Source organism: Corynebacterium sp. ED61 (assembly GCF_015233855.1).
Taxonomy (GTDB): Bacteria; Actinomycetota; Actinomycetes; order Mycobacteriales; family Mycobacteriaceae; genus Corynebacterium; species Corynebacterium dentalis.
Genome location: NZ_JADGIT010000001.1, coordinates 80827 through 101407 on the forward strand (window position 1 = coordinate 80827; position 20581 = coordinate 101407).

Genomic DNA, 20581 nt, shown 5'->3' on the forward strand with positions numbered 1-20581 from the left:
CAGTTAGGGTTGAGTCCATGTTTAGTGTCTGGGCACCTAAGGCCAAAAATGTGGAGCTGGAACTTGAAGGCGCGCGCCATCCAATGGAGCGTCACGGTGAGTGGTTCCGGGTCGCCACGCCCAGGATCGAGGGTGCTCGCTATGGGTTTAGCGTGGATGGGTCCGATGTGTTTCCGGATCCTCGTTCTCGACGCCAACCTGATGGCATTCACGGTTTGTCGCAGGTCTGGATGAAGGACGAGCCCACGCAGACGCTAGGGCGCCCGCTCAAGGGCGAGGTGATTTATGAGCTGCACGTGGGAACGTTTACTCCTGCGGGGACGCTGGATTCCGCCATCGAGCGGCTTGATGACCTGGTTGATCTGGGTGTCACTGCTGTGGAGCTGTTGCCTGTTCAGCCTTTCGGCGGGCAGCGCAACTGGGGTTATGACGGGGTCAGCTGGCACGCTGTGTCCGAGGTCTATGGTGGCCCGGATGCGCTGGCGCGTTTCGTGGAGGCGGCGCATGCCAAGGGCGTGGCGGTGATTCTGGATGTGGTGTTCAACCACTTCGGCCCAGACGGCAACTACACGGGGGTTTTCGGTCCGTATACGTCTGGCGGTTCCACGGGATGGGGCGAGGTCATCAACATCCAGGGGGCACTCTCGGACGAGGTGCGTGCCTACATCCTGGATGCTGTGGCGATATGGACCAAGGAGTTCGGGATTGATGGGCTGCGGTTGGACGCGGTGCATGCGCTGGATGATGTGGGCGCGGTGAGCATTGTGGAGCAGATTCGGGACGTGGCCACGCCCAGCTATGTGATCGCAGAGACTGACCAGAATGATCCGAAGTACACGGAGACTTTTGGTGTGGCGCAGTGGAACGATGACATCCACCATGCGATCCACACTGCGGTGTCAGGGGAGAATCACGCGTACTACGCGGATTTCGGAACGGTCGAGGTGCTGGCCACCACGTTCCAGCGCGTGTTCTGGCACGACGGCCGCTTTTCCAGCTTCCGCGAGCGCACCCACGGCCGGGAGCTGGAGAATCCTGATTACTCGAAGTTTGTGGTTTATACGACCACGCATGATCAGACAGGCAACCGCGCTGCCGGTGACCGGCCGAGCATGAACTTGAGCGTGGAGCAGCAGTTGGCCAAGGCCGCGCTGGTCCTGATCAGCCCGTTTACGTCGATGTTGTTCCAGGGCGAGGAGTGGGGAGCCTCTACCCCGTTCGCATTCTTCGTGGATCACGAGGACCCGGAGCTCAACCGATTGACCCGTGAGGGGCGGATGCGGGAGTTTGCCCGGGCGGGATGGAATCCTGAGGAGGTGCCGGATCCTGCGGCGGAGCAGACGTTCCTGGACTCCAAGCTGAACTGGTCTGAACGGACTGAGGGCGGTCACGCCCACGTGTTGGCCGGATACAAGGAGCTGCTGCGGCTTCGCAAGGAGCTGCGCATGGCGGAGGCAGAACTGGTGGATGTGCGCTGGCACGCCGACGAGCCGTTAAGCGGTGAGCTGTTTACGGTGGCACCGGTGACGGGATCTGGAGGCCTTAAATATAGTGGCACCCCAGCAGAGTCTGACGATCTTGCTGCAAGTAATACCCCGGCGGCTGAAAACGAGGACATCTCTGGCCGATGGGTCGAGTTGGACTACCAAGCGCCGGAAAAGCTTGTCACGCTCACGGTCAATCTGAGCGACGAACCTGCGCGTGGGCTGGACGCTTGGAGCTATCGGATTGGGACCTCGTAGCAGCCGGGGACTTACCGGAATACAGTGCATGTAACGCTTATGAGGGACACACCATGAAACTGTCACAGATTGAATTCACCCATCAAGGAAAGCCCTGCGGTAGTTTCCGTATCCGTTCCATCGAGGAAAAAATTGGGGGCAAGCTTCCTGAGGACTACAAGAAGTTCATCAAGACGACTGGCGGTGGCACCCTCAGCTTAGAAAACACTACTCTTACTGGCATCAGTCTTCCCGACGGCGATGAGCTCGAGATCAACGTTGAACAGATTTTCGGCAACGGCCATTCCGAGGATGATGACAATGACCTAGCCGACCATGCCAGCTTTCTCGCCGAAGAATGGGAAATCCCCACAAAAGTGCTGCTCATTGGCAACCCCGGCGCCGGTATGCATGAGAGCTTCGCGCCCAACTATGACCTTGAGGGCTTCCCTCCTCTTTCTGTCCTGTATCTCGACAATGACGAGCCTGGTCAGTTCACGTTGGTAGCTGAGTCTTTCGAAACGTTTCTTTAAAAGTTGAAACCCACGCCCGATTACGACCCTGACACAGCGGGCCAAGGGCAGCTAAGCGAGAAGATGCAACAAGCCGTCACAGGCGCACGTGAGGGAACCTTATCGCCACAATTGAAGGAATCCATTGCAGCTACACATATCGCCGATTATGAAGAAATCATTCGCCGCGCTGCATACAACTTGGCCTTAAATGAAGGCGGCTTCGGAGTATGGGGCAGTAACCCAGCTTGGCTACATCTCCTCGATGTCGTGTACTGGGCTGCTCAACAGGTGCAATCATCCTCTAGCCTCGAATCCTTCAACTGGCCTTTTTGGGAAGATACTCCATGGGACGGCAATTAATATCAATTCCCATCACTGATCCGCAGTTCTTTCCTATTGGAGGGGGATTTCGCTGGAGTAGCATGCAGCGAAGCCATGTTGAGAATCTGGTGGAAAAGGCGAATGGAAGCAGGTGTCCTCACCGAAACTTCAGACGGCTTCAAACTAAAGGATGACTACATCGCGACAATTCTAGAAACCCTGCGGTAGATACTTGATCATTCGCTGGGCATATCTGAGCTAAGACAGGATGCCCCATTGCAGAACCTGCCGCCGTTCAAGCTTGCTGCCCCATCGGCGGATGCTATGTGCTTTTACAGGCTTACCCAAGGTAGCTGTATAGCGTCGTCCTTTCCACCCCAAGACGTCGCGCGACCTCTGCCTTCGGTACGCCAGCGTTGACACACGTACGTGCCTGAGCCACTTGCTCATAAGTCAGCGCACGAGTGCGCCCTTTGTACACCCCACGCTCTTTCGCCCGGGCAATTCCTTCTGCCTGACGCTCCCTAATAATGGAGCGTTCAAACTCCGCCACCGAACCGAGCAGCCCTAGCATCAGCTTGGCAATCGGGGTGGAGTCCTTCGAATAAACCTGCCCCTCCTTGAGGAACTTCACCGACACCCCTTTGCTAACTAGCTCGTCAACAATGGCATATAAATCCGTTAGGGAGCGCGCGCACCGATCCATCGACGTGACCACAAGCTGATCCCCCGCGCGGACATACCGCATCGCCTCATCAAGACCAGGACGCTCACGCGATCCACCGCTGGCCTTATCGGTGTAGTAAGTAAAGACCTTCTCCGCCTTGAGTTGCTCAATCTGACGCTCAAGATTCTGATCTTTCGAACTTACCCTCGCGTAACCCACCTTCTGACCTGAGATCACGCCTAACTGTTCAGTTATCTCCAGAGGTAGTGACGGTTCTGTTCCATTAGTCATAGAACCAACCCTAACGAACAGGAAGTCTTGTCATTCTCTAAGTGTTCACCTGAGGTGTACCCCACTTAGACGGGCACGAACTGGGGTCATTAAAATCTCCGTCGCGAACTAAAGTTCACGACGGTTTGTAAAAAGTAGGGGACAAGCAGGTTGCGCCACAGGCACAGATTCAACAACCACACAAACACAAAAAGGGAAGACACTAAAGCCGCGCGGAAACAGGCTCAGAAACACAACACCGTCGGGCCGACGTTCGCCCCTCGTGGCAACAGTTCAGCAACAGCTGTATAGTTCAGTGCATGCTGACTATTTCTTCGCGCTTGGACGTGATGAACCGATTGGGTCGGGCGATGGCCGATCCCACCCGATCCCGTATTCTCCTGACCCTGCTGGGCGGCCCGGCCTACCCGGCCGCTCTCGCCCGGGAGCTGGAACTGACGCGGTCAAATGTGTCGAACCACCTCACTTGCCTACGGGACTGCGGAATTGTGGTCGCCGAACCGCAGGGGCGGAAGACCCGCTACGAGATCGTCGACGCCCATCTCGTCCAGGCGCTGAACTCACTGCTGGATACCACTCTGGCTGCCGACGAGAATGCCCCATGTATTGACTCGGCATGCGACGTGCCCGGGTGCGCCACCGGAGAGGGGAACAGGTAAGTGGTAACTGATCTCCTGGGGGCGGTTGGTCTGTTTATCGCCACCAATATCGACGACATCATCGTGCTCTCGCTGTTCTTCGCCCGTGGAGCCGGCCAAGCAGGGACCACACTTCGGATCCTGGCCGGGCAGTACCTTGGTTTCGCGGGCATCCTCGCAGCCACGATCCTGGTCACCCTAGGGGCGGATGCCTTCCTGCCCACCGAGGCGATCCCCTACTTCGGGCTGATCCCCCTGACCCTGGGACTGTGGGCGGCCTGGCAAGCCTGGCAGGGAGACGATAACGACGACGATGACGCGAAAGTCAGCGGAAAGAACGTAAGCGCCTTGACCGTCGCCGGGGTGACCTTTGCCAACGGTGGCGACAATATCGGCGTCTATGTCCCGGTTTTTCTCAACGTGGATACCGCTACCGTTATCATCTACTGCGTCGTCTTTCTGATCCTGGTGGCGGGCTTGGTCCTGTTGGCGAAGTTCGTGGCCACCCGTCCACCGATCGCGGAGGTTCTCGAACGCTGGGAGCATGTGCTGTTCCCGATCGTTTTGATTGGCCTGGGTATCTTCATCCTCGTCAGCGGCGGCGCCTTCGGCCTTTAATAAGCTCATCCCCCGTGCCTCCTTTGGACTGGATGATGGAGACGATATGCGGCATAAGCCCCGCTTAAAGCGGGGCGTGATAAAAACCTGGGGGAGACCTGTGCGTACATGTACGCCTATGCGTATGCCCGCCCGCGGTGCGTTGGACGCGGAGAGGTAGGGCTCAGGCCACGGCCATGTAGAAAACACTCCCTAGGGCCCCGTCGGGATGTGAGACCCCGGCCGCGACGTGGGCAACCCGCCCACCGTGTTTTCAGTATAGTCGGACTCAACCAACCAAACAGTGGCGCCGTTTCAGCTGAGGCGGCCGCCCTGGCGAGGAGGACACATGAAAGCATTGACCTGGCAGGCGTCAAATACGGTGAGCGTGGAGGAGGTCCCGGACCCACAGATCCAGGAACCCACCGATGCGGTCATCCGGGTCACCTCGACCGCCATCTGCGGATCTGACCTGCACCTCTATGAGGTGCTGACTCCGTTCATGGACGAGGGCGACATCATCGGCCATGAGCCCATGGGCATCGTCGAGGAGGTCGGCTCAGCCGTCACCCACATCAAGCCGGGGGATCGGGTGGTCATCCCCTTCAACGTTTCCTGCGGGCATTGCTTCATGTGTCGCCAGGGCCTGCAGTCGCAGTGTGAAACCACCCAGGTCCGCGAATACGGCACCGGCGCGCAGTTCCTCGGTTACTCGCGGCTTTACGGCTCGGTGCCCGGCGGACAGGCGGAGTACTTGCGCGTGCCGCACGCGGACTACGGGGCGATCAAGGTTCCCACCGTCGGTGAAGACGAGCGCTACCTGTTTCTTTCCGACGTCGTGCCCACCGCCTGGCAGGCCGTGGACTACGCGGCGGTCCCCGACGGCGGCTCGCTGGCGGTGCTGGGCCTGGGCCCGATCGGCCAGATGAGCGCCCGGATCGGCAAGCACCTGGGATACCGGGTGATCGCGACGGATGCGGTGCCCGAGCGTCGCGCCATGGCCGAGCGTTACGGCATTGAAACGCTGGATTCCTCCGAGGACGGCGTGGCGGAGCAGCTCAAGGATCTGACCGACGGGCGTGGCCCGAACTCGGTGGTCGACGCCGTCGGCATGGAAGCGCACGGTTCGCCGGTGGCCAGCGCGGCCCAGGCAACCGTCGGCAAACTGCCGTCGCCGCTGGGGCGCGCAGCAATGGGCAGGGCCGGGGTAGACCGGATGAGTGCGTTGTACACCGCCATCGACTCCGTTCGCCGTGGCGGGACGATCTCGATCAGCGGCGTATACGGCGGCATGAAGGACCCGATGCCGATGCTGACGATGTTCGACAAGCAAATCCAGCTGCGTATGGGCCAGTGCAATGTGCGCTCCTGGACCGAGACGCTGCTGCCGCTGGTGGACGATCCGTCCGATCCGCTGGGCGTGCTCGACCTCAAAACGCACACCGCGTCGTTGGAGGAGGCGCCGGCGATGTACGAGAAGTTCCAGAAGAAGGAGGACGGCTGCATCAAGGTGGTGCTCAAGCCGTAGTCCGGTCACGCAATTGACCTCCGAACCCGTCGAGGATCAGGGTCAACCTCTTTTCGGTGGACCCCTGTGGAGACGGAGTGGATAGCGCGGTTTGGGTTAGGGCGTGGCCCCTAAAACACGCAGCCAAGTCCAGACCATTTGCCAGGGGCCGAACTGCTCGCAGGGCAGCTTCATCGGCTGTTCCGACGGTTGACCTCATTAGCTGCGATCGTCTTGCAAAGCTCATTCGTTCAAATGGGGAGTCTGGTGTGAAGCTGCGTCCGACTGTTGACACTCAGTGGTTCGACAAGTTTGAGTAGCTACCGTTGAGCGCCAGGGCGTTGCACTGTAGTTAGTTCGTGGCTAGCTCTGGGGGTCTCTACCTCTGCAACAGAGCCCGCCCCTCGGCTAATAGCACACACGCACGCGTGTGTGCTTGAAGAACTCTCACACTCACTGACCCACTGTATTCAACTTCTACGTACCAGAGCTCGGAGAAAATCAGCCCCAGTCTTCCAGCAGACTCTTGAGTGAGCTCAGCAGACACCATGGTGCCCCTGTAAGAGTGGGTTTCTCTAAAAGCTAACTGCCCTAAAGGGGGCAGGGGAACCGTGTATTGCTTACGGTATTGCACCCCCTAGCTCTCGGGAATCTCCTCTAGTTTCTTGAGTGCGGACATGTGATAGGCCACTGTTCTACGTGAAGCGTTCACTTCAGCTGCGATCTCCTTCCAGGTAGGAACGAGACCCGTCTCTATGTATTGGTCGTTGACATACTGAGAGATACGGGAACGGGTGGAACGTCCTCTAGCTTTCTTCCGCTGTTGCGTCTTTCGTAACTTCTCTAGTTCCTTTTGGGCGTACTCGCTGTCCCGATCGTTCCATCGTTCTGCAGCTTTTTGCCCGCCCTTACGTCCCATCGTGGCTAGCACTTTACGCTCCCGTGCATTCACGCCGTCTGTAGCACCGCTAAAGGCGGACGCCCCAGACGAGCGGTTGTTCGACATCACGTAACCGCGCACGCGACGCGCCATGGTCACACGATCACGCTGCGGCGGCATCTCTGGCTCACGGTTATCCGCGCCAATGGCCTGAGCGATGTTGTAGGCACGTTCGTAAGCATCAATGATCTTCGCATCCGTCATCCGTTCCCCCGCTTCGCGGAGACGATGACCGGTGGCGAGCGCATGCCGGAATGCGGTCTCGTCGCGCGCAGCGCGTCCCTCGGAGATCCACAACACCTTGACGCCGTCGATACGGTCGCCGTCGAGAGCATCAGCACTAGGCAGATCAGATTTCAGCGAGTCCAGAAGCGCATGGGCTTGTTGGGCTTGCTCACGCCGTGTACGGACAGCTTCGATCAGCTCACGTCCGCTAGAGAAGTTTTGCTTCTTTGCCTGGGTGGCGTGGGCTGGTTGTCCTGTCATGGTTCTCACCTCGTCGCACAGGTGGGCAAGTCGATCGACTCTGGCGACGTTGTACATGCCAACGATAAGCCGTGGGCATCGTCCGCTGTGTCAAACAGCGAGCGGGATAATCAATGAGAGTGACAGGGCTCCACCAAGTAGTTCCGCCAAAATTGTCATCACTACCCATAGAAGACGCGTGTAAATGTCAACTTCCCTCTCATTAAGTTCGAGGGGATCAATTGGTCAAAAAAGGGTCTTTCGCATTCCGTCCCTCCCCAGTCTGATCCTGGCTAGCCCCGCCCATAAAGCGGCAGCACACGCTCCGTCACCAACGGAGCGAGATCGCCTGGCAGCTCAACACCTTCAGAGAAATCCAGCCACCGCAGCTCGGCAATCTCCGCAGCCGGTTGCGAGATAAGCGTCCCCGCATTCTCCTCCGGATCCCCTGGGCGATACTCAAACAAATGAGCCTTGACCAGAGCATCTGATTCATTGGCGGCGTCGGAAACAAAGGTCCCCAAGAACGTGAGCTCGGCCGGCTGTACACGAACGCCCAACTCCTCCGCCACCTCACGCTCGGCAGCGTCCACGGCACTCTCCCCTGGCTCCGGCTTGCCACCCGGGTGCATGAACAACTCGGTGCCCCGCTTGCGGACGGTAAGCATGCGGCCGTCGGCATCGAAGAAAACTACCGCGCTGACCTCAATGACCGTCTGCGAAGAACTTTGATCAGGCAAAGATTCCCTCCCACGTCGCCGCCTTCAGATCTCCCATCAGGGACGGGGACTTCGCCACGCGCATCTCCGGCGCCAGCATGTACTGCACCTCTTCCTCGCCATCAACCACCGTGAGGTAGACATCGGAATCGCCCTTATTCTGCGCGAGCACTCGGCGCAACCGATCCATATTCTCCGGCGTGGCCTGGTCCACACGCATGTGCAAACGCAGCGGAACTCCCGAACCAGCACCGATGGACAGCTCCGCGGACTTCAGATCCTCACAGAACAGGCTCATGCGGTCATCCTTGTAGCGGATCCTCGCCTTGGCCAGCACGATGTTATCTTCGACGATCTGCGGCGCGACCATCTGATACGTCTTGGAGAACACCAACAGTTCCACCTGCGCGCCGTGGTGGTCCTCCACCGTGGCGATGACCCACGGCGAACCGTTGCGATCCACACGCCGCTCGACAGAGGAAATAATGCCGCCGATCTTGATCTCCTTGTTGTCCGCCAGCTCGCCGGACAGCACCTGGGTCAGCGGCGTATCCACCTGCGCCTCGAGTGCATCCTCAAAGCCATCCAGAGGGTGCCCGGACACATAGAGACCCAGCATGTCTCGCTCCAGAGCCAGCTCGTGCTTGCGCTCCCACGTCTGATCCGGGACATCCACGCGGAACACGTCGCCCGCCTCACCCGCATCTAGCCCTGCGAACAGGTCAAACTGCCCCTTTGCCGCTGCCTTCTTCGTGGAAATCACGGCATCCACCGCGTCCTCGTGGATCAGCACCAGACCCTTGCGTGGGTGACCCAGCGAGTCGAACGCGCCCGCCTTGATGAGCGATTCGGTGACTCTCTTGGAGGCGGCCACGGCGTCAATCTTGTCGAGGTAATCGGAAAAGTCCGTAAAGAGGCCCTTTTCTTTTCTCGACGCAATGATTGACTCCACCACTTCTTCGCCCACGTTGCGCACGGCTCCTAGGCCGAAGCGGATGTCCTCGCCGACGGACTGGAAGGTATAGGCAGACTCGTTGACATCCGGGGACAACACCTTGATGCCGAGGTGACGACAGTCGGCGAGGTAGATCGCGGACTTGTCCTTCTTGTCAGACACACTGGTCAACAGCGCGGCCATGTATTCCGCGGTGTAGTTAGCCTTCAAGTACGCGGTCCAGAAGCTCACCAGGCCGTAGCCTGCTGCGTGCGACTTGTTAAACGCGTAGGAAGCGAACGGCAAGATAGTGTCCCACAACGTCTTGATGGCCGCGGCGGAATATCCGTTGGACTGCATTCCTGCTTCGAAGGTGGAAAACTCTTTTTCGAGCACATCGAGTTTCTTCTTACCCATGGCTTTACGGAATCCATCTGCCTGGCCAGCGGTGTAGTTCGCGACCTTTTGCGAGATCCTCATGATCTGCTCCTGGTACACGATCAGACCATAGGTCTCCTCCAGGATCTCCTGCAGCGGCTCTTCCAACTCCGGGTGGATGGGGACGATGGGCTTGCGTCCATTCTTACGGTCCGCGTATTCCCAGTGCGCGCCCACACCCATGGGGCCCGGTCGGTACAGCGCCAGTGCGGCCACGATGTCATTGAAGCCCGTAGGAGACATGCGCTTCAGCAGCTCCTGCATGCCGCCGGAGTCCAGCTGGAACACACCCAGGGTGTCGCCGCGGGCGAGCAGCTTATAGGCCGCCTCGTCATCCGTGGTCAGTCCCTCGAGGTCTAAGTCTTCCCCACGATTGGCCTTGATGTTATCGATGCAATCGCCAATGACCGTGAGGTTTCGCAGGCCCAGGAAGTCCATCTTCAACAGGCCAATAGCCTCACAGGCTGGATACGGCCAGCCCGTAATTAACGCGCCGTCCTGCTTGCGCTTCCACATCGGAATGCAGTCCAGCAGTGGCACGGAGGACATAATCACGGCACACGCGTGCACGCCCGCTTGGCGCACCACGCCTTCCAAGCCGAGGGCATCGTCGTAGATCTTCTTCACATCGGGATCGGTCTCCACCAGCTGACGAACTTCGGCGGCCTCGTTATAACGCTCGTGGTTGGGATCCGTAATGCCGGACAGCGGAATGTCCTTGGCCATGATCGCCGGTGGCAGCGCCTTGGTGATGCGATCCGCCATCTGGAAACCGGCCTGCCCGTAGTGAGCGCGCGCGGAGTCCTTGATTGCTTGCTTGGTCTTCACCGTTCCGAAGGTGATCACCTGGGCAATCTTGTCCTCGCCCCAGCGGTCCGAGGCATAGCGAATCATCTCGCCGCGGCGGCGATCATCGAAGTCGATATCGATATCGGGTGCGGACGGGCGCTCCGGGTTGAGGAAGCGCTCGAAGAGCAAGCCGTGCTCGATCGGATCAATATTGGTGATGGTCAGCGCGTACGCCACCAGCGCACCGGCGGCCGAACCACGTCCGGGTCCCACGCGAATGCCCACGGAGCGAGCGTACTTGATCAGCTCCGCCACGATGAGGAAGTAGGACGGGTAGCCCTTCATGTCGATGACGTCGATCTCATACTTCGCCCGATCGATGTACTCGTCCGGAACCTGCTCGCCAGCGAAGCGCTCGTCCAGTCCCTTCATCACCTCGTGGGTCAGCCACGTGGTGGGAGTATGTCCCTCAGGGACTTCCGCGACAGGCATGCGGTCATGCGGGTGTTCTTCCCAGACCTCGCTGTAGTCCTGCACGCGCTCTGCGATGAGCAGGGTGTTATCGCAACCGTCTTCAACGATGTGATCCCACTGCGCACGTACATCCTCCGCGGTGCGCACATAAAAGCCCGAACCGGAGAAGGCGAAGCGCTTGCCGCCTTCGTCATAGGTGGGCTCATCCATCGTGGAACCCGATTGCACGCACAGCATCACCTCGTGCGCCGCAGCTTGGCTTTCCAGCACGTAGTGGCAGTCATTAGTCACGAGCGGAGGGATGCTGAGCTTTCGCCCGACCTCCAGCAGGTCATCTCGCACGCGCTTTTCAATGTCCAGGCCGTGGTCCATCAGCTCGAGGAAGTAGTTGTCCTTGCCGTAGATGTCCTGCCACATCGCAGCAGCTTCCACGGCCTTATCGAACTGTCCTAAGCGCAAACGAGTTTGCACATCGCCTGAAGGACAACCCGTGGTGGCGATGATGCCCTCGGCGCGCTCTGCGATGAGTTCCGCGTCCATGCGCGGCCACTTGCCCAGCTGGCCCTCGTAGCTGGCCATCGAACTCAAGTAGAACAGGTTGCGCAGTCCCGTGGCGTTTTCCGCCAGCATCGTTTGGTGCAGGTACGCACCGGAGGCAGACACGTCATCGCGCTTCTGCTCCGGGTTTCCCCAGCGCACACGGCTCAGGTTGAACCGGGACTCGGGCGCAATGTAGGCCTCGATGCCGATGATCGGCTTCACACCGGCGGCGGTCATCGCCCGGTAGAACGCGTCCGCGCCGTACATGTTGCCGTGGTCCGTCATACCCACCGCGGGCATGCCTTGGCGCACCACTTCTTCGGCCAGCATGTCGACCTTGGCCATGCCGTCGAGCATCGAATACTCGGTGTGATTATGCAGATGGACGAAAGAAGATCCAGCCATTAACGCATTTCCTACTAACTTCTTGCCGAGCCAGGAATCTTGACTACAAACATTTTGTTTCCGCCCAAAGGGCAATAATCCCACCGTAGTCTATCGATTGTGAAGCCAGATATTCGTTCCGCCGTTGAACACCTTGATGCCCCGTTTGCGGTGCTGGATCTCGATGCTGCGCTGGCAAATGCCGCCGATATGGCGCGGCGCGCTTCGGGTACCCCCATCCGCCTCGCCAGTAAATCCATCCGTATCCGCGGGCTGATCAGTCGCATTTTGGAAGAGCCCGGCTATCAGGGTGTGTTGGGATACAACCTCAACGAGGCCATCTGGCTGGTGGAATCTTCTACCAGCAACGATGTCCTGGTGGCCTACCCTTCTGCGCACCGCGAGGCCCTCCATCGCTTGATCACGGACGATCACCTCCGCCGGTGCATCACCCTCATGGTGGATTCGGTGGAGCACCTCGATTTCATCGATAGTGTGGTGCCCGCCAGCGAACGTGGTCCTCTTCGTATTTGTGTTGATATCGACGCCGCGCTCGAGCTCGGCAAGCTTCATATCGGAGCCCTGCGCTCCCCTATCCGCAGCGTTGACGAGGTACAAGAATTCGTCCGGGCGGTTGGCACCCGCAAGGGCTTTGATCTAGTCGGGTTGATGGCCTACGAAGGGCAGATCGCCGGCACCACGGATACCTCTCCAGCCGTAGCGATGATGAAAAAGTTCTCCACCCGGGAGCTCGCCCACCGCAGGGAGCAGCTGGTCAAGGCCGTCAATTCCGATCTCCGCAAGGCAGGCAAGCCCGCCTTGGAGTTCGTCAACGGAGGCGGCACGGGCTCCGTCGAAAGCACCTCGGCGGAAAAGGTGATCACGGAGATCGGCGCTGGATCGGGGATCATCGGCCCCGCGTTGTTCGATCACTACAAGAACTTCTCGCCGCAGCCCGCGGAATGGTTCGTTCTTCCCGTGGTGCGCCGCCCCAACCCCGAGACTGTGACGGTAGCGGGAGGCGGCAGAGTGGCGTCGGGCCCGATAGGAAAAGACCGACTACCTGTCGTGGACTGGCCACAAGGACTCAAGACCAGCTCGCTCGAAGGCTTCGGCGAAGTGCAAACGCCGCTGACCGGTGAGGCCGCACGCACCATGCGCATCGGCGATCACGTGTGGATGCGGCCGTCCAAGGCGGGCGAACAAACTGAATACATCGACACCGTGTTGGTGGTATTCGGCGGTGAGGTGGTCGACGAATGGCCCACCTACCGCGGTGAAGGAAGGAGCTTTGTCTAATGGCTAAGAACACGTGGAGCAACTGGTCCGGGGTGGCAACGTCCAACCCCACGCGAATCGCTCAGCCCAGCAGCGAAGGCGAGGTGCAGGAGATCATCCGCACCGCGGCCGAATCAGCGGGTCGGGTCAAGGCAGTCGGCGCGGGCCACTCCTTTACGAGCGTGGCGCAGACGGACGGCACACTGGTGAACCTGGATAACCTCAGCGGGCTGGTGGAGTTCAACAAGGACAAGATGACCGTCACCCTGCGGGCTGGAACGCGCCTGCGCAATGTGCCGGATCTTCTGCGTCCTTTGGGTGTGGCGTTCGCCAACCAGGGAGATGTGGATCCGCAGTCCGTGGTGGGTGCGATCAGCACGGGTACGCACGGCACCGGCGCGAACTTCACTGGTTTCGCGGGGATGGTGCGCAGTTTCTGCATCGTCACCCCGGACGGCCAGGTTCGCCACGTGTCTCCGGAATCCAAGAGCGCGGAAGACAGGGAGCTGTTTGACCTCGCCCGGATTTCCCTGGGAGCATGGGGCATCGTCACCGAGGTGGAAATGTCCGTGGTGCCGACGTTCGTGCTGGAGGCCAGCGAGGTTGCCGAGCCCCTCGATCAGCTGGTGGCTAACTTCCCGGCGCGCTGTCACGCCGTGGATCACCTGGAGTACTACTGGTTCCCGCAGACGTCCGTGGCGCATGTGAAGACCAATATTCGACGCCCAGGCGACACACCGACCCACCCGATTCCGCGGTGGAAGTCCGTGATGGAAGACGAGGTGCTGAACAATGGCATCTTCGGGGCTATGAACCAGCTCAGTGGGCTCGTTCCTGCCAGCACGTATCCGCTGGCTAAGTTCTCGGCGAAGGCGTTGGCGCAGCGCGAGTACTCAGACGTGGCCCACGGGGTGTTCGTGTCTAAGCGTCGCGTGCGCTTCAACGAAATGGAATATGCCGTTCCGCTGGCGGATGCCACCGAGGTGCTTGCCGAGGTGCACCGTGCGATCAATAACAGCGGTGAAGAGGTGCTGTTCCCCATCGAGGTGCGATGCACGGGTGCGGACGATGTTCCAATGTCCACCGCCAAGGGACGCGAATCCTGCTACATTGCGGTGCACCGCTACTTCAAGCAGGACCACTGGGCGTATTTTCGCCGGATCGAGCCAATCTTCAAGGCTGCGGGTGGCCGCCCGCACTGGGGTAAGCTGCACAGCCTGACGCACGAGGATCTCTTAGAGCGCCACGAGGATCTGGCGCGCGCCAGCGAATTCCGCAAGCAGATTGATCCGCGAGGGCTGTTCCGCAACGCGATGGTGGATCGGATCTTCGGCTTGTAGGACGAGGGAGCTAGCTTTCGAGCGGCACGGAGGTAACTCGTGCTGCTCGGGCAGCGCGATTTCTCCGTGCATTCATCGCGAGATCGAATACAAAGATCGCCAATGCCACCCAGATGATGAAAAAGCCCACCCAGCGGCCGGTTTCGATGAACTCATGGGTGACAAAAACGGCCCACACAATCTGCAGCATCGGGGTGATGTACTGAATCATGCCCAGGCTGGTCAGCGTCATTTCATGCGCGGCGCGCGCGAAGCAGAGCAGCGGCAAGGCAGTGACCACGCCCGCCAGCATCAGCAGCACCGCGTGGCTGGGTCCGTCTTGAACAAAGGTGTTGCTCCCCTGGGTCTGCAGCCAGATCACGTAGGCCAGTCCTACCGGAGCCAGCACCATTGTTTCTGCCATCAGAGAGATCTGCGGAGACAGAGTCACCTGCTTTTTCACCAGGCCGTAGATACCGAAACTGAAGGCCAGCAACAGGGAGATCCACGGCGGATTGCCCAGCATCAAGGTCATGATCAGCACGGCAACCACCGCCAAGCCCACGGAAACTATCTGCAACCTGCGCAGCGATTCCTTCAGCACCACCACGCCCAGCATCACGCTCACCAGCGGGTTGATGAAGTAACCCAGTGCGGCATCGGCCACGTGATCATTATTCACTGCATAGACGTACACGCCCCAGTTCACGGAAATAACCACGGCCGCCACCGTCACTAGGAGCCATTCCTTGGCGGTGAGCGTCTTGAGCTTTTTCAGGCTGCGTATCAGGGCCAAGACAATGCCCATGAATACGAAAGTCCAAAGGAACCGGTGAGACAGGATCTCCAGTGGTTGCGCGGGCTTGAGCAGCGGGAAGAAGGCGGGGAACATGCCCCACATGCCATAGGCCAGCCAACCCCAGATCACGAGTTCTCCCCTGCCGTTGGTTCGCTGACAGGCCGGATCCCGATTCGCCCGTATACGGCACCTGCATCCGCAGGTTCCACGGCGGCGATTGCTGAATCCTCCGCCACCGCTCGCAGCTGCTCAAGGGTTCCGCGTACCAGCACGCCTTCCACCTTGATGTCGCTCGGCTTCACCCCGGCACCTTCAGCCATTTGCTCGGCCGCACCACGCAGAACGTCCGCGCGACGAAGGCCACTGGCCGGTTCCGGGATCACCCACTGCACCGGCCCCACCAACAACGTGCTGACACGCAGGTCCGGATCGCTCACAGAGCCCGCCAGCTTGCTTGGCGCCATCGGAGCGCGCGGAGTCACCAGCGCCCACCGCGGCTGATCGCCCTGCGCCTGCTCCAGCTTCTGCTCCGATTCAGCGAAGTACTCCTGCGAGGTAGCCACATCAAACGGGCCTAGCTGATCGCCGTTAATGTTCTGCTGCTTCGACACTCGATCCGAGCTAGACAACGCCAAGATACTGACCAGCAGCGCAATCAGACACAGCACGGATAGCCACGCCACCCACGCCGGGCGGCGAGTATCCTCCCAATCCAACTGACGCGAGCGCTTCTTATCAGCCGCCACCTGCTGCGACTGCCGTGCGGAGAATTGTGGATCTTTAGACACCGTTGACCTCCCTCAACACCTGCAGAGCCTGATCCAAATCATCCGGGTACTCAGAGGTCACCGTCATGAACTCCCCATTGGGGTGCGGGAATCCCAGCGAAACCGCATGGAGCCACTGCCGGACCAGTCCCATCTTCTTGGCCAAGTTGGGATCACTGCCGTACATCGGATCCCCCACCAGCGGATGGTGCATGGAGGAAAAGTGCACGCGGATCTGGTGCGTGCGGCCCGTCTCCAACTTCACTTCCACCAGCGTTGCCTGGCGATGAGCCTCCAGCGTGCTGTAGTGCGTCACGGCGTGCTTGCCATCATCTCGCACTGCGAACCGCCAGCCGGCGGAAGGATGCCGGCCAATCGGGGCGTCGATGGTGCCATCCGTGGGGTCCGGGTGACCCTGCACCAGGGCGTGATACGTCTTGGTCACCTCACGCTGCTTAAACGCCCTTTTCAACACGGTATAAGCACGTTCGGATGCCGCCACGATCATCACTCCGGATGTTCCCACGTCCAGGCGTTGCACGATTCCCTTGCGCTCGGGAGACCCTGACGTCGAAATTCTAAAACCAGCAGCGGCCAAACCGGCCGTGACGGTAGGACCCTCCCAACCCAACGTCGGGTGCGCGGCCACGCCCACCGGCTTATCCACCACAATCACGTCATCGTCCGAGTAGAGGATGTTCATCCCCTCCACGTGCTGCGGCGGCTCTGCGGCGAGGTCACGAGGCGGTTCAGGCAGAGTGACATCCAGCCACGCGCCAGCCAACAAGCGATCCGACTTCCCCACAACCTGGCCGTCCTGCAGCACGTCCCCGTCGACGGCCATCTCCGCCACGACACTTCGGGATAGGCCTAACAATTTGGACAGGCCTGCGTCGACCCTCATCCCACCGAGCCCATCCGGCACCGGCATCACACGATTCTCCCTGGTCATCGTGCCACCTCGCCGTCCGTGGCAGGTTGTTGTTCCTTATTATCGACGACAACAATGAACCACAAATACACCACCACACCCACAGTGATGGCCGCATCCGCCACGTTGAAAATGGCGAAGCTGCCGAAAGAGAAAAAGTCCACCACATGGCCATGCAGCGCACCCGGCGAACGGAAAATCCTATCCAGGAGATTGCCACACGCACCCGCGCCGATCAGCACCGCAGGCGCGGCCGCCCACCACGAACGCACGCGAAACAGCGTGACCACGCACACCACCGTGGCGATGATCTGGAAAATCGAGAAAACGATGGTGGCATCCACGCCAAAGGAAAAAGCGGCACCCGGATTGCGAATCAGAAACAGGCGGAACCACTCGCCGATGATGGGGTACGACGTGCGCGGATCCAAATTTTCCACAACCAACCACTTGGTGAGCTGATCCACGCCCACGATCACCATCAGCAGGACTAGCGATAGGACGGTCACTCGTTGGGATTTCACAAAGAGACAGTCTAGTAGTCCCCCGCCCTGGCGCTGGAATCCGCAAGTGGTTTGGTTGAGGTTTGGGCTGGCGTTTGGGCTGGGTTTGGCTGGCGCTCGGGTTGGGTTTGGCTGGCGTTGGTTGGTTCGCTTCGGAAGAGGGCGGCGGGCCAACTGTTAGGCTGAGTAACCGTGGTAAATCGAAAACTTCGCATAGTGAAGGCCGTGATGGCCACGCTGACCATCACCGCCGTGGCTGCGTGTGGCACTGACGCCGACCAAGCCCCCGCCGCCGTGGACGCACCCGTGGAGGGTGTGCGCGTGACGCTGGTGGATGCCGGCGAGGCTCCCAAGCAGCCGTTGGTGTGGTTCACCGCGCCGGAAGAACAGCAGGTGGAGTACGCCTACACGCGCGGGCTGGAGCAGCACACGGAGGTCGATCAGGCGAAGAAGCGGCGTCTGGATGCGGAGGCCGCGGCGTCTTCCGACTCGGCAAGCGCCGAGCCTTCCAGCGCAGAGCCAAGCTCCTCCGAGTCTGCCGATGCGTCCGCACCTGAATCCGCCTCCGGCACTGATGCGGCCAACACCGACGCAGCCGAGTCCGGCTCTAACTCCGATTCCGAGCTGAACAAGGAAGACTTCAACGTTCCTTATAGCGAAGTGACGATGAAGTTGCCGCTGACGGCCAACATCCAAACCGATGGCGACGTGCGCACCAGCACCGTTACCGTGGGCACCCCCACTGGCGATAACACCGAGCGCAATGAAGACATCGCCTCCGCCGAGGGCTTCCGCATGACCTCCGAGCAGGACAGCAGCGGTCGCACCCAAACCCGCTCCTTCTCCGCGCCGGAAGGGGCCACCGATTCCGCCCGCGCCAGCGTGGAGGAGGCACTGGTGCAGATGAATAACCTTCCGCTGGTCTTCCCCTCCGAGCCGCTGGGCCAGGGCGCGAAGTGGACTGTCTCCAATCGCGTGGACGATGGTGGCATGTCCCTGCTGCAGGACGTCACCTACACCGTGACGAGCAAGCAGAATAAGACGGTGACGCTGGCAGTTTCGGTGGATCGTCGTCCGGCCACGCAGTTTCTTGCGGGCACTGATTTGAAGATTCTCGACGTCAGCACCGAGTCTTCCGGGCAGATCACCGTAGACCTCACGCATCCGCTGCCGCAGCGTGGCTCGGTGAACCTGACCACTACAACTCGCTATGGCAAGGACGATTCCGCCACCGAGGTAGTGCAGAAGTCCACCAGCAAGAGCACCTGGTCCTAGCTGCGAGGGCCGTGCGGGGGCCGTGCGGCAGGCAACTGCCTGGTCCACCGCCGAAGCGCGCAATGAAAAAGCCCGGCCCACGATGAATGCGGGCCGGGCTTGCGCAGCAGTAACTCCAGCAGAAGCTACAGCGCCTGGTTACACATCGGTGGCACCTGGTCTGGAACCACGTTGGTCACCAAGTCACACGCCCACTTGCGGTCCAGCTTGTACTTGCCGTCCTGCTGCACGAACTCCACGCCGGAGATCAGCTGTGGCTCACGATCCGGCATGATCAGGTTGACCGAAGCGGTGTAGATTCCTGGCAGAGCCGATGGCAAGACAGGCTCCTTGACCTCGAAGGTCGCGCCGGAATCAACGCTGGCCTTGGTCAGCGCGTCGAACAGTTCAGGAGCTTCCTGGCCACCCATCACGGTGTCCAGCTTCTGGTCCGTGGGTACGTTGGGATCCACTGCGCGGGCCAGCACGGTCTGCAGGTCAGCTGCGGTTGGAGCGGTCTGCGCTTGGCTGGAGGTAGTGGTGGTGGACGTAGTGGTATCCGGGGTATCCGACTCGTCGTCGCCGCAAGCGCTCAGGGTCAAGCCGGCGCCGAGCGCGGTGGCCAGTGCAAGAGCCTTCAGGGAAACCTTACGCATGAGAAATATTGCTCCTTGTTTTATGTGAGCCACAGTGGGTTTTGATAGGCACCCATGTTACACATGTTAATCGTGTGACTACTAGCCTGAATCCTATGGATCGCAATTCCACCCCTCAGAAGCCACCCAAGTACACCACATCTGCCCCGGTCATCGCCATCATCGGCACCGGCGGAACCATTTCCTGCACCACCGATAGCAACGGCGATCTCACCCCGTCGCTGTCCATCGCGGACATCGCCGAGCAGGCCGGGGTCACTGATATGCCTACGTGCGAGATTTCTTGTTTCGACGCCATGAGCCTGGATTCCTCCGCTCTGCAATTGGAAGACATTGATGCCCTGATCAGCGAGGTTGTCACGTGCGCCGAAACCACACGCGCCCAAGGTAAACAGTTGGCTGGCGTGGTGGTGGTGCACGGTACGGACACCATGGAGGAAACCGCCATGGCCATGGACGTGGCACTCGGTGCGAGCATTCCCGTAGCTATCACCGGAGCGCAGCGCCCAGCGGACCATCCGCAGGCGGACGGCCCAGGCAATCTGAACGATGCCGTTGCCCACCTCTTGGAGGGCGCACAATCCCCTGCGGAAAACTTGGCCACGCGCCGCCCTCACATTGTCTTCGGCGGGAAGGTCCTCCCCGCAGCTGGCACCACGAAGAGGCACACCACGGCGGATGCTGGCTTTTCGTATGAGGCTGCCGAGAGCATGGCGTCGTTCCTCAACACGGAACGCACACTCACCCGGTTTTCCGGATGGAACGTCCCCATCCTGGACGCGTACGCCGGCGCCGATGGGCAGCTCGTGCGGGCGATGATGGGCGCAGCACGCCGTGGTGAGATTCCTCCTATCGACGCCATGGTTGTCGCTGGCCTGGGCAGCGGAAACATCCCGCCACTGATGGCAGATGCGCTGTTCGAGGCCATTTCTGACACCGGGATGCCGGTGGTGGTCTGCTCGCGGGTGCCGGAAGGTGGCGTGCACTTTGTCTACGGCGGCTCGGGTGGTGGTGCCAACTTGGCGCGGCACGGGATGATGTCCGGCGGAAATCTACGGCCGTCTCAGGCGCGCATTGGGCTGATTGGATACCTCGCCCGCACGGCTGCGAATGAGAATTCCGGAGAGGGCTGAC

Annotated in this window: 19 protein-coding genes; 10 read left to right on the forward strand and 9 right to left on the reverse strand. The window is 60.2% G+C overall.

Going from position 1 to position 20581, the window contains the following annotated elements; genetic code table 11:
• The first annotated feature begins 17 nt into the window (after positions 1 to 17).
• From treZ to IM764_RS00375, 3 genes are all read left to right on the forward strand, one after another.
• Positions 18 to 1742 (forward strand): malto-oligosyltrehalose trehalohydrolase, encoded by a 1725-nt coding sequence (treZ, locus tag IM764_RS00365; RefSeq protein WP_194186477.1) that lies wholly within the window; start codon positions 18 to 20, stop codon positions 1740 to 1742.
• Between the two features lie 53 nt (positions 1743 to 1795).
• Positions 1796 to 2254, forward strand: coding sequence for an SMI1/KNR4 family protein (locus tag IM764_RS00370; protein ID WP_194186478.1), 459 nt, complete (start codon positions 1796 to 1798; stop codon positions 2252 to 2254).
• 63 nt (positions 2255 to 2317) lie between these two features.
• A complete protein-coding gene (locus IM764_RS00375) occupies positions 2318 to 2596 on the forward strand; it encodes a hypothetical protein (protein WP_194186479.1) in 279 nt (92 codons plus the stop codon).
• Between the two features lie 301 nt (positions 2597 to 2897).
• Here the strand turns inward: IM764_RS00375 and IM764_RS00380 are convergent, their stop codons facing one another.
• On the reverse strand, positions 2898 to 3458 hold the full coding sequence (locus IM764_RS00380) for a recombinase family protein (protein WP_370551508.1): 561 nt from the start codon (positions 3456 to 3458) through the stop codon (positions 2898 to 2900).
• A 356-nt stretch (positions 3459 to 3814) separates the two neighbouring features.
• Between IM764_RS00380 and IM764_RS00385 the strand changes: the two genes are divergently transcribed.
• The 3 genes from IM764_RS00385 (at position 3815) to IM764_RS00395 (ending at position 6278) form a co-directional block, all read left to right on the forward strand.
• Entirely contained in the window at positions 3815 to 4174 is a 360-nt protein-coding gene (locus tag IM764_RS00385) for a helix-turn-helix transcriptional regulator (RefSeq protein ID WP_014307245.1), read from the forward strand.
• A complete protein-coding gene (locus tag IM764_RS00390; RefSeq protein ID WP_194186481.1) occupies positions 4175 to 4771 on the forward strand; it encodes a cadmium resistance transporter in 597 nt (198 codons plus the stop codon).
• A 328-nt stretch (positions 4772 to 5099) separates the two neighbouring features.
• The gene (locus IM764_RS00395) at positions 5100 to 6278 is read left to right on the forward strand and encodes a zinc-dependent alcohol dehydrogenase (protein ID WP_194186482.1); all 1179 of its coding nucleotides are present in this window, start codon (positions 5100 to 5102) and stop codon (positions 6276 to 6278) included.
• A gap of 616 nt (positions 6279 to 6894) precedes the next feature.
• Here IM764_RS00395 and IM764_RS00400 read toward each other — a convergent pair.
• The 3 genes from IM764_RS00400 to dnaE form a co-directional block, all read right to left on the reverse strand.
• Entirely contained in the window at positions 6895 to 7683 is a 789-nt protein-coding gene (locus IM764_RS00400; protein WP_194186483.1) for a hypothetical protein, read from the reverse strand.
• Between the two features lie 272 nt (positions 7684 to 7955).
• On the reverse strand, positions 7956 to 8402 hold the full coding sequence (locus tag IM764_RS00405) for an NUDIX domain-containing protein (RefSeq protein WP_228073185.1): 447 nt from the start codon (positions 8400 to 8402) through the stop codon (positions 7956 to 7958).
• Positions 8395 to 11961 (reverse strand): DNA polymerase III subunit alpha, encoded by a 3567-nt coding sequence (gene dnaE, locus IM764_RS00410; RefSeq protein ID WP_099298938.1) that lies wholly within the window; start codon positions 11959 to 11961, stop codon positions 8395 to 8397. Before dnaE ends, IM764_RS00405 begins: the two co-directional genes overlap by 8 nt.
• 99 nt (positions 11962 to 12060) lie before the next feature.
• Between dnaE and IM764_RS00415 the strand changes: the two genes are divergently transcribed.
• The gene (locus IM764_RS00415) at positions 12061 to 13239 is read left to right on the forward strand and encodes an amino acid deaminase/aldolase (protein WP_194186484.1); all 1179 of its coding nucleotides are present in this window, start codon (positions 12061 to 12063) and stop codon (positions 13237 to 13239) included.
• Positions 13239 to 14558 carry a D-arabinono-1,4-lactone oxidase gene (locus IM764_RS00420; RefSeq protein WP_194186485.1) on the forward strand — a complete coding sequence of 440 codons (1320 nt, stop codon included), beginning with the start codon at positions 13239 to 13241 and terminating at the stop codon, positions 14556 to 14558. Before IM764_RS00415 ends, IM764_RS00420 begins: the two co-directional genes overlap by 1 nt.
• A gap of 10 nt (positions 14559 to 14568) precedes the next feature.
• Here IM764_RS00420 and rarD read toward each other — a convergent pair whose 3' ends face one another.
• Genes rarD through lspA form a run of 4 tightly spaced genes read right to left on the reverse strand, consistent with a single transcriptional unit; the run spans position 14569 to position 17558 of the window.
• Positions 14569 to 15465, reverse strand: a complete 897-nt coding sequence (rarD, locus tag IM764_RS00425) for an EamA family transporter RarD (RefSeq protein WP_194186486.1) — start codon at positions 15463 to 15465, stop codon at positions 14569 to 14571.
• The gene (locus IM764_RS00430) at positions 15462 to 16124 is read right to left on the reverse strand and encodes a hypothetical protein (RefSeq protein ID WP_194186487.1); all 663 of its coding nucleotides are present in this window, start codon (positions 16122 to 16124) and stop codon (positions 15462 to 15464) included. The genes rarD and IM764_RS00430 overlap by 4 nt, the downstream gene beginning before the upstream one ends.
• A complete protein-coding gene (locus tag IM764_RS00435; RefSeq protein WP_194186488.1) occupies positions 16117 to 17055 on the reverse strand; it encodes an RluA family pseudouridine synthase in 939 nt (312 codons plus the stop codon). Before IM764_RS00435 ends, IM764_RS00430 begins: the two co-directional genes overlap by 8 nt.
• Positions 17052 to 17558: a signal peptidase II gene (gene lspA / locus IM764_RS00440; protein WP_194186489.1), complete on the reverse strand. Its 507-nt coding sequence runs from the start codon at positions 17556 to 17558 to the stop codon at positions 17052 to 17054. Before lspA ends, IM764_RS00435 begins: the two co-directional genes overlap by 4 nt.
• Before the next feature lie 171 nt (positions 17559 to 17729).
• Here lspA and IM764_RS00445 point away from each other — a divergent pair, with 171 nt between their 5' ends.
• Entirely contained in the window at positions 17730 to 18812 is a 1083-nt protein-coding gene (locus tag IM764_RS00445) for a hypothetical protein (RefSeq protein ID WP_194186490.1), read from the forward strand.
• Positions 18813 to 18937: 125 nt separating this feature from the next.
• Here the strand turns inward: IM764_RS00445 and IM764_RS00450 are convergent, their stop codons facing one another.
• Positions 18938 to 19447 (reverse strand): hypothetical protein, encoded by a 510-nt coding sequence (locus IM764_RS00450; RefSeq protein ID WP_194186491.1) that lies wholly within the window; start codon positions 19445 to 19447, stop codon positions 18938 to 18940.
• Between the two features lie 95 nt (positions 19448 to 19542).
• Between IM764_RS00450 and IM764_RS00455 the strand changes: the two genes are divergently transcribed.
• Positions 19543 to 20580, forward strand: coding sequence for an asparaginase domain-containing protein (locus IM764_RS00455; RefSeq protein WP_194186492.1), 1038 nt, complete (start codon positions 19543 to 19545; stop codon positions 20578 to 20580).
• Position 20581: the final 1 nt, after the last annotated feature.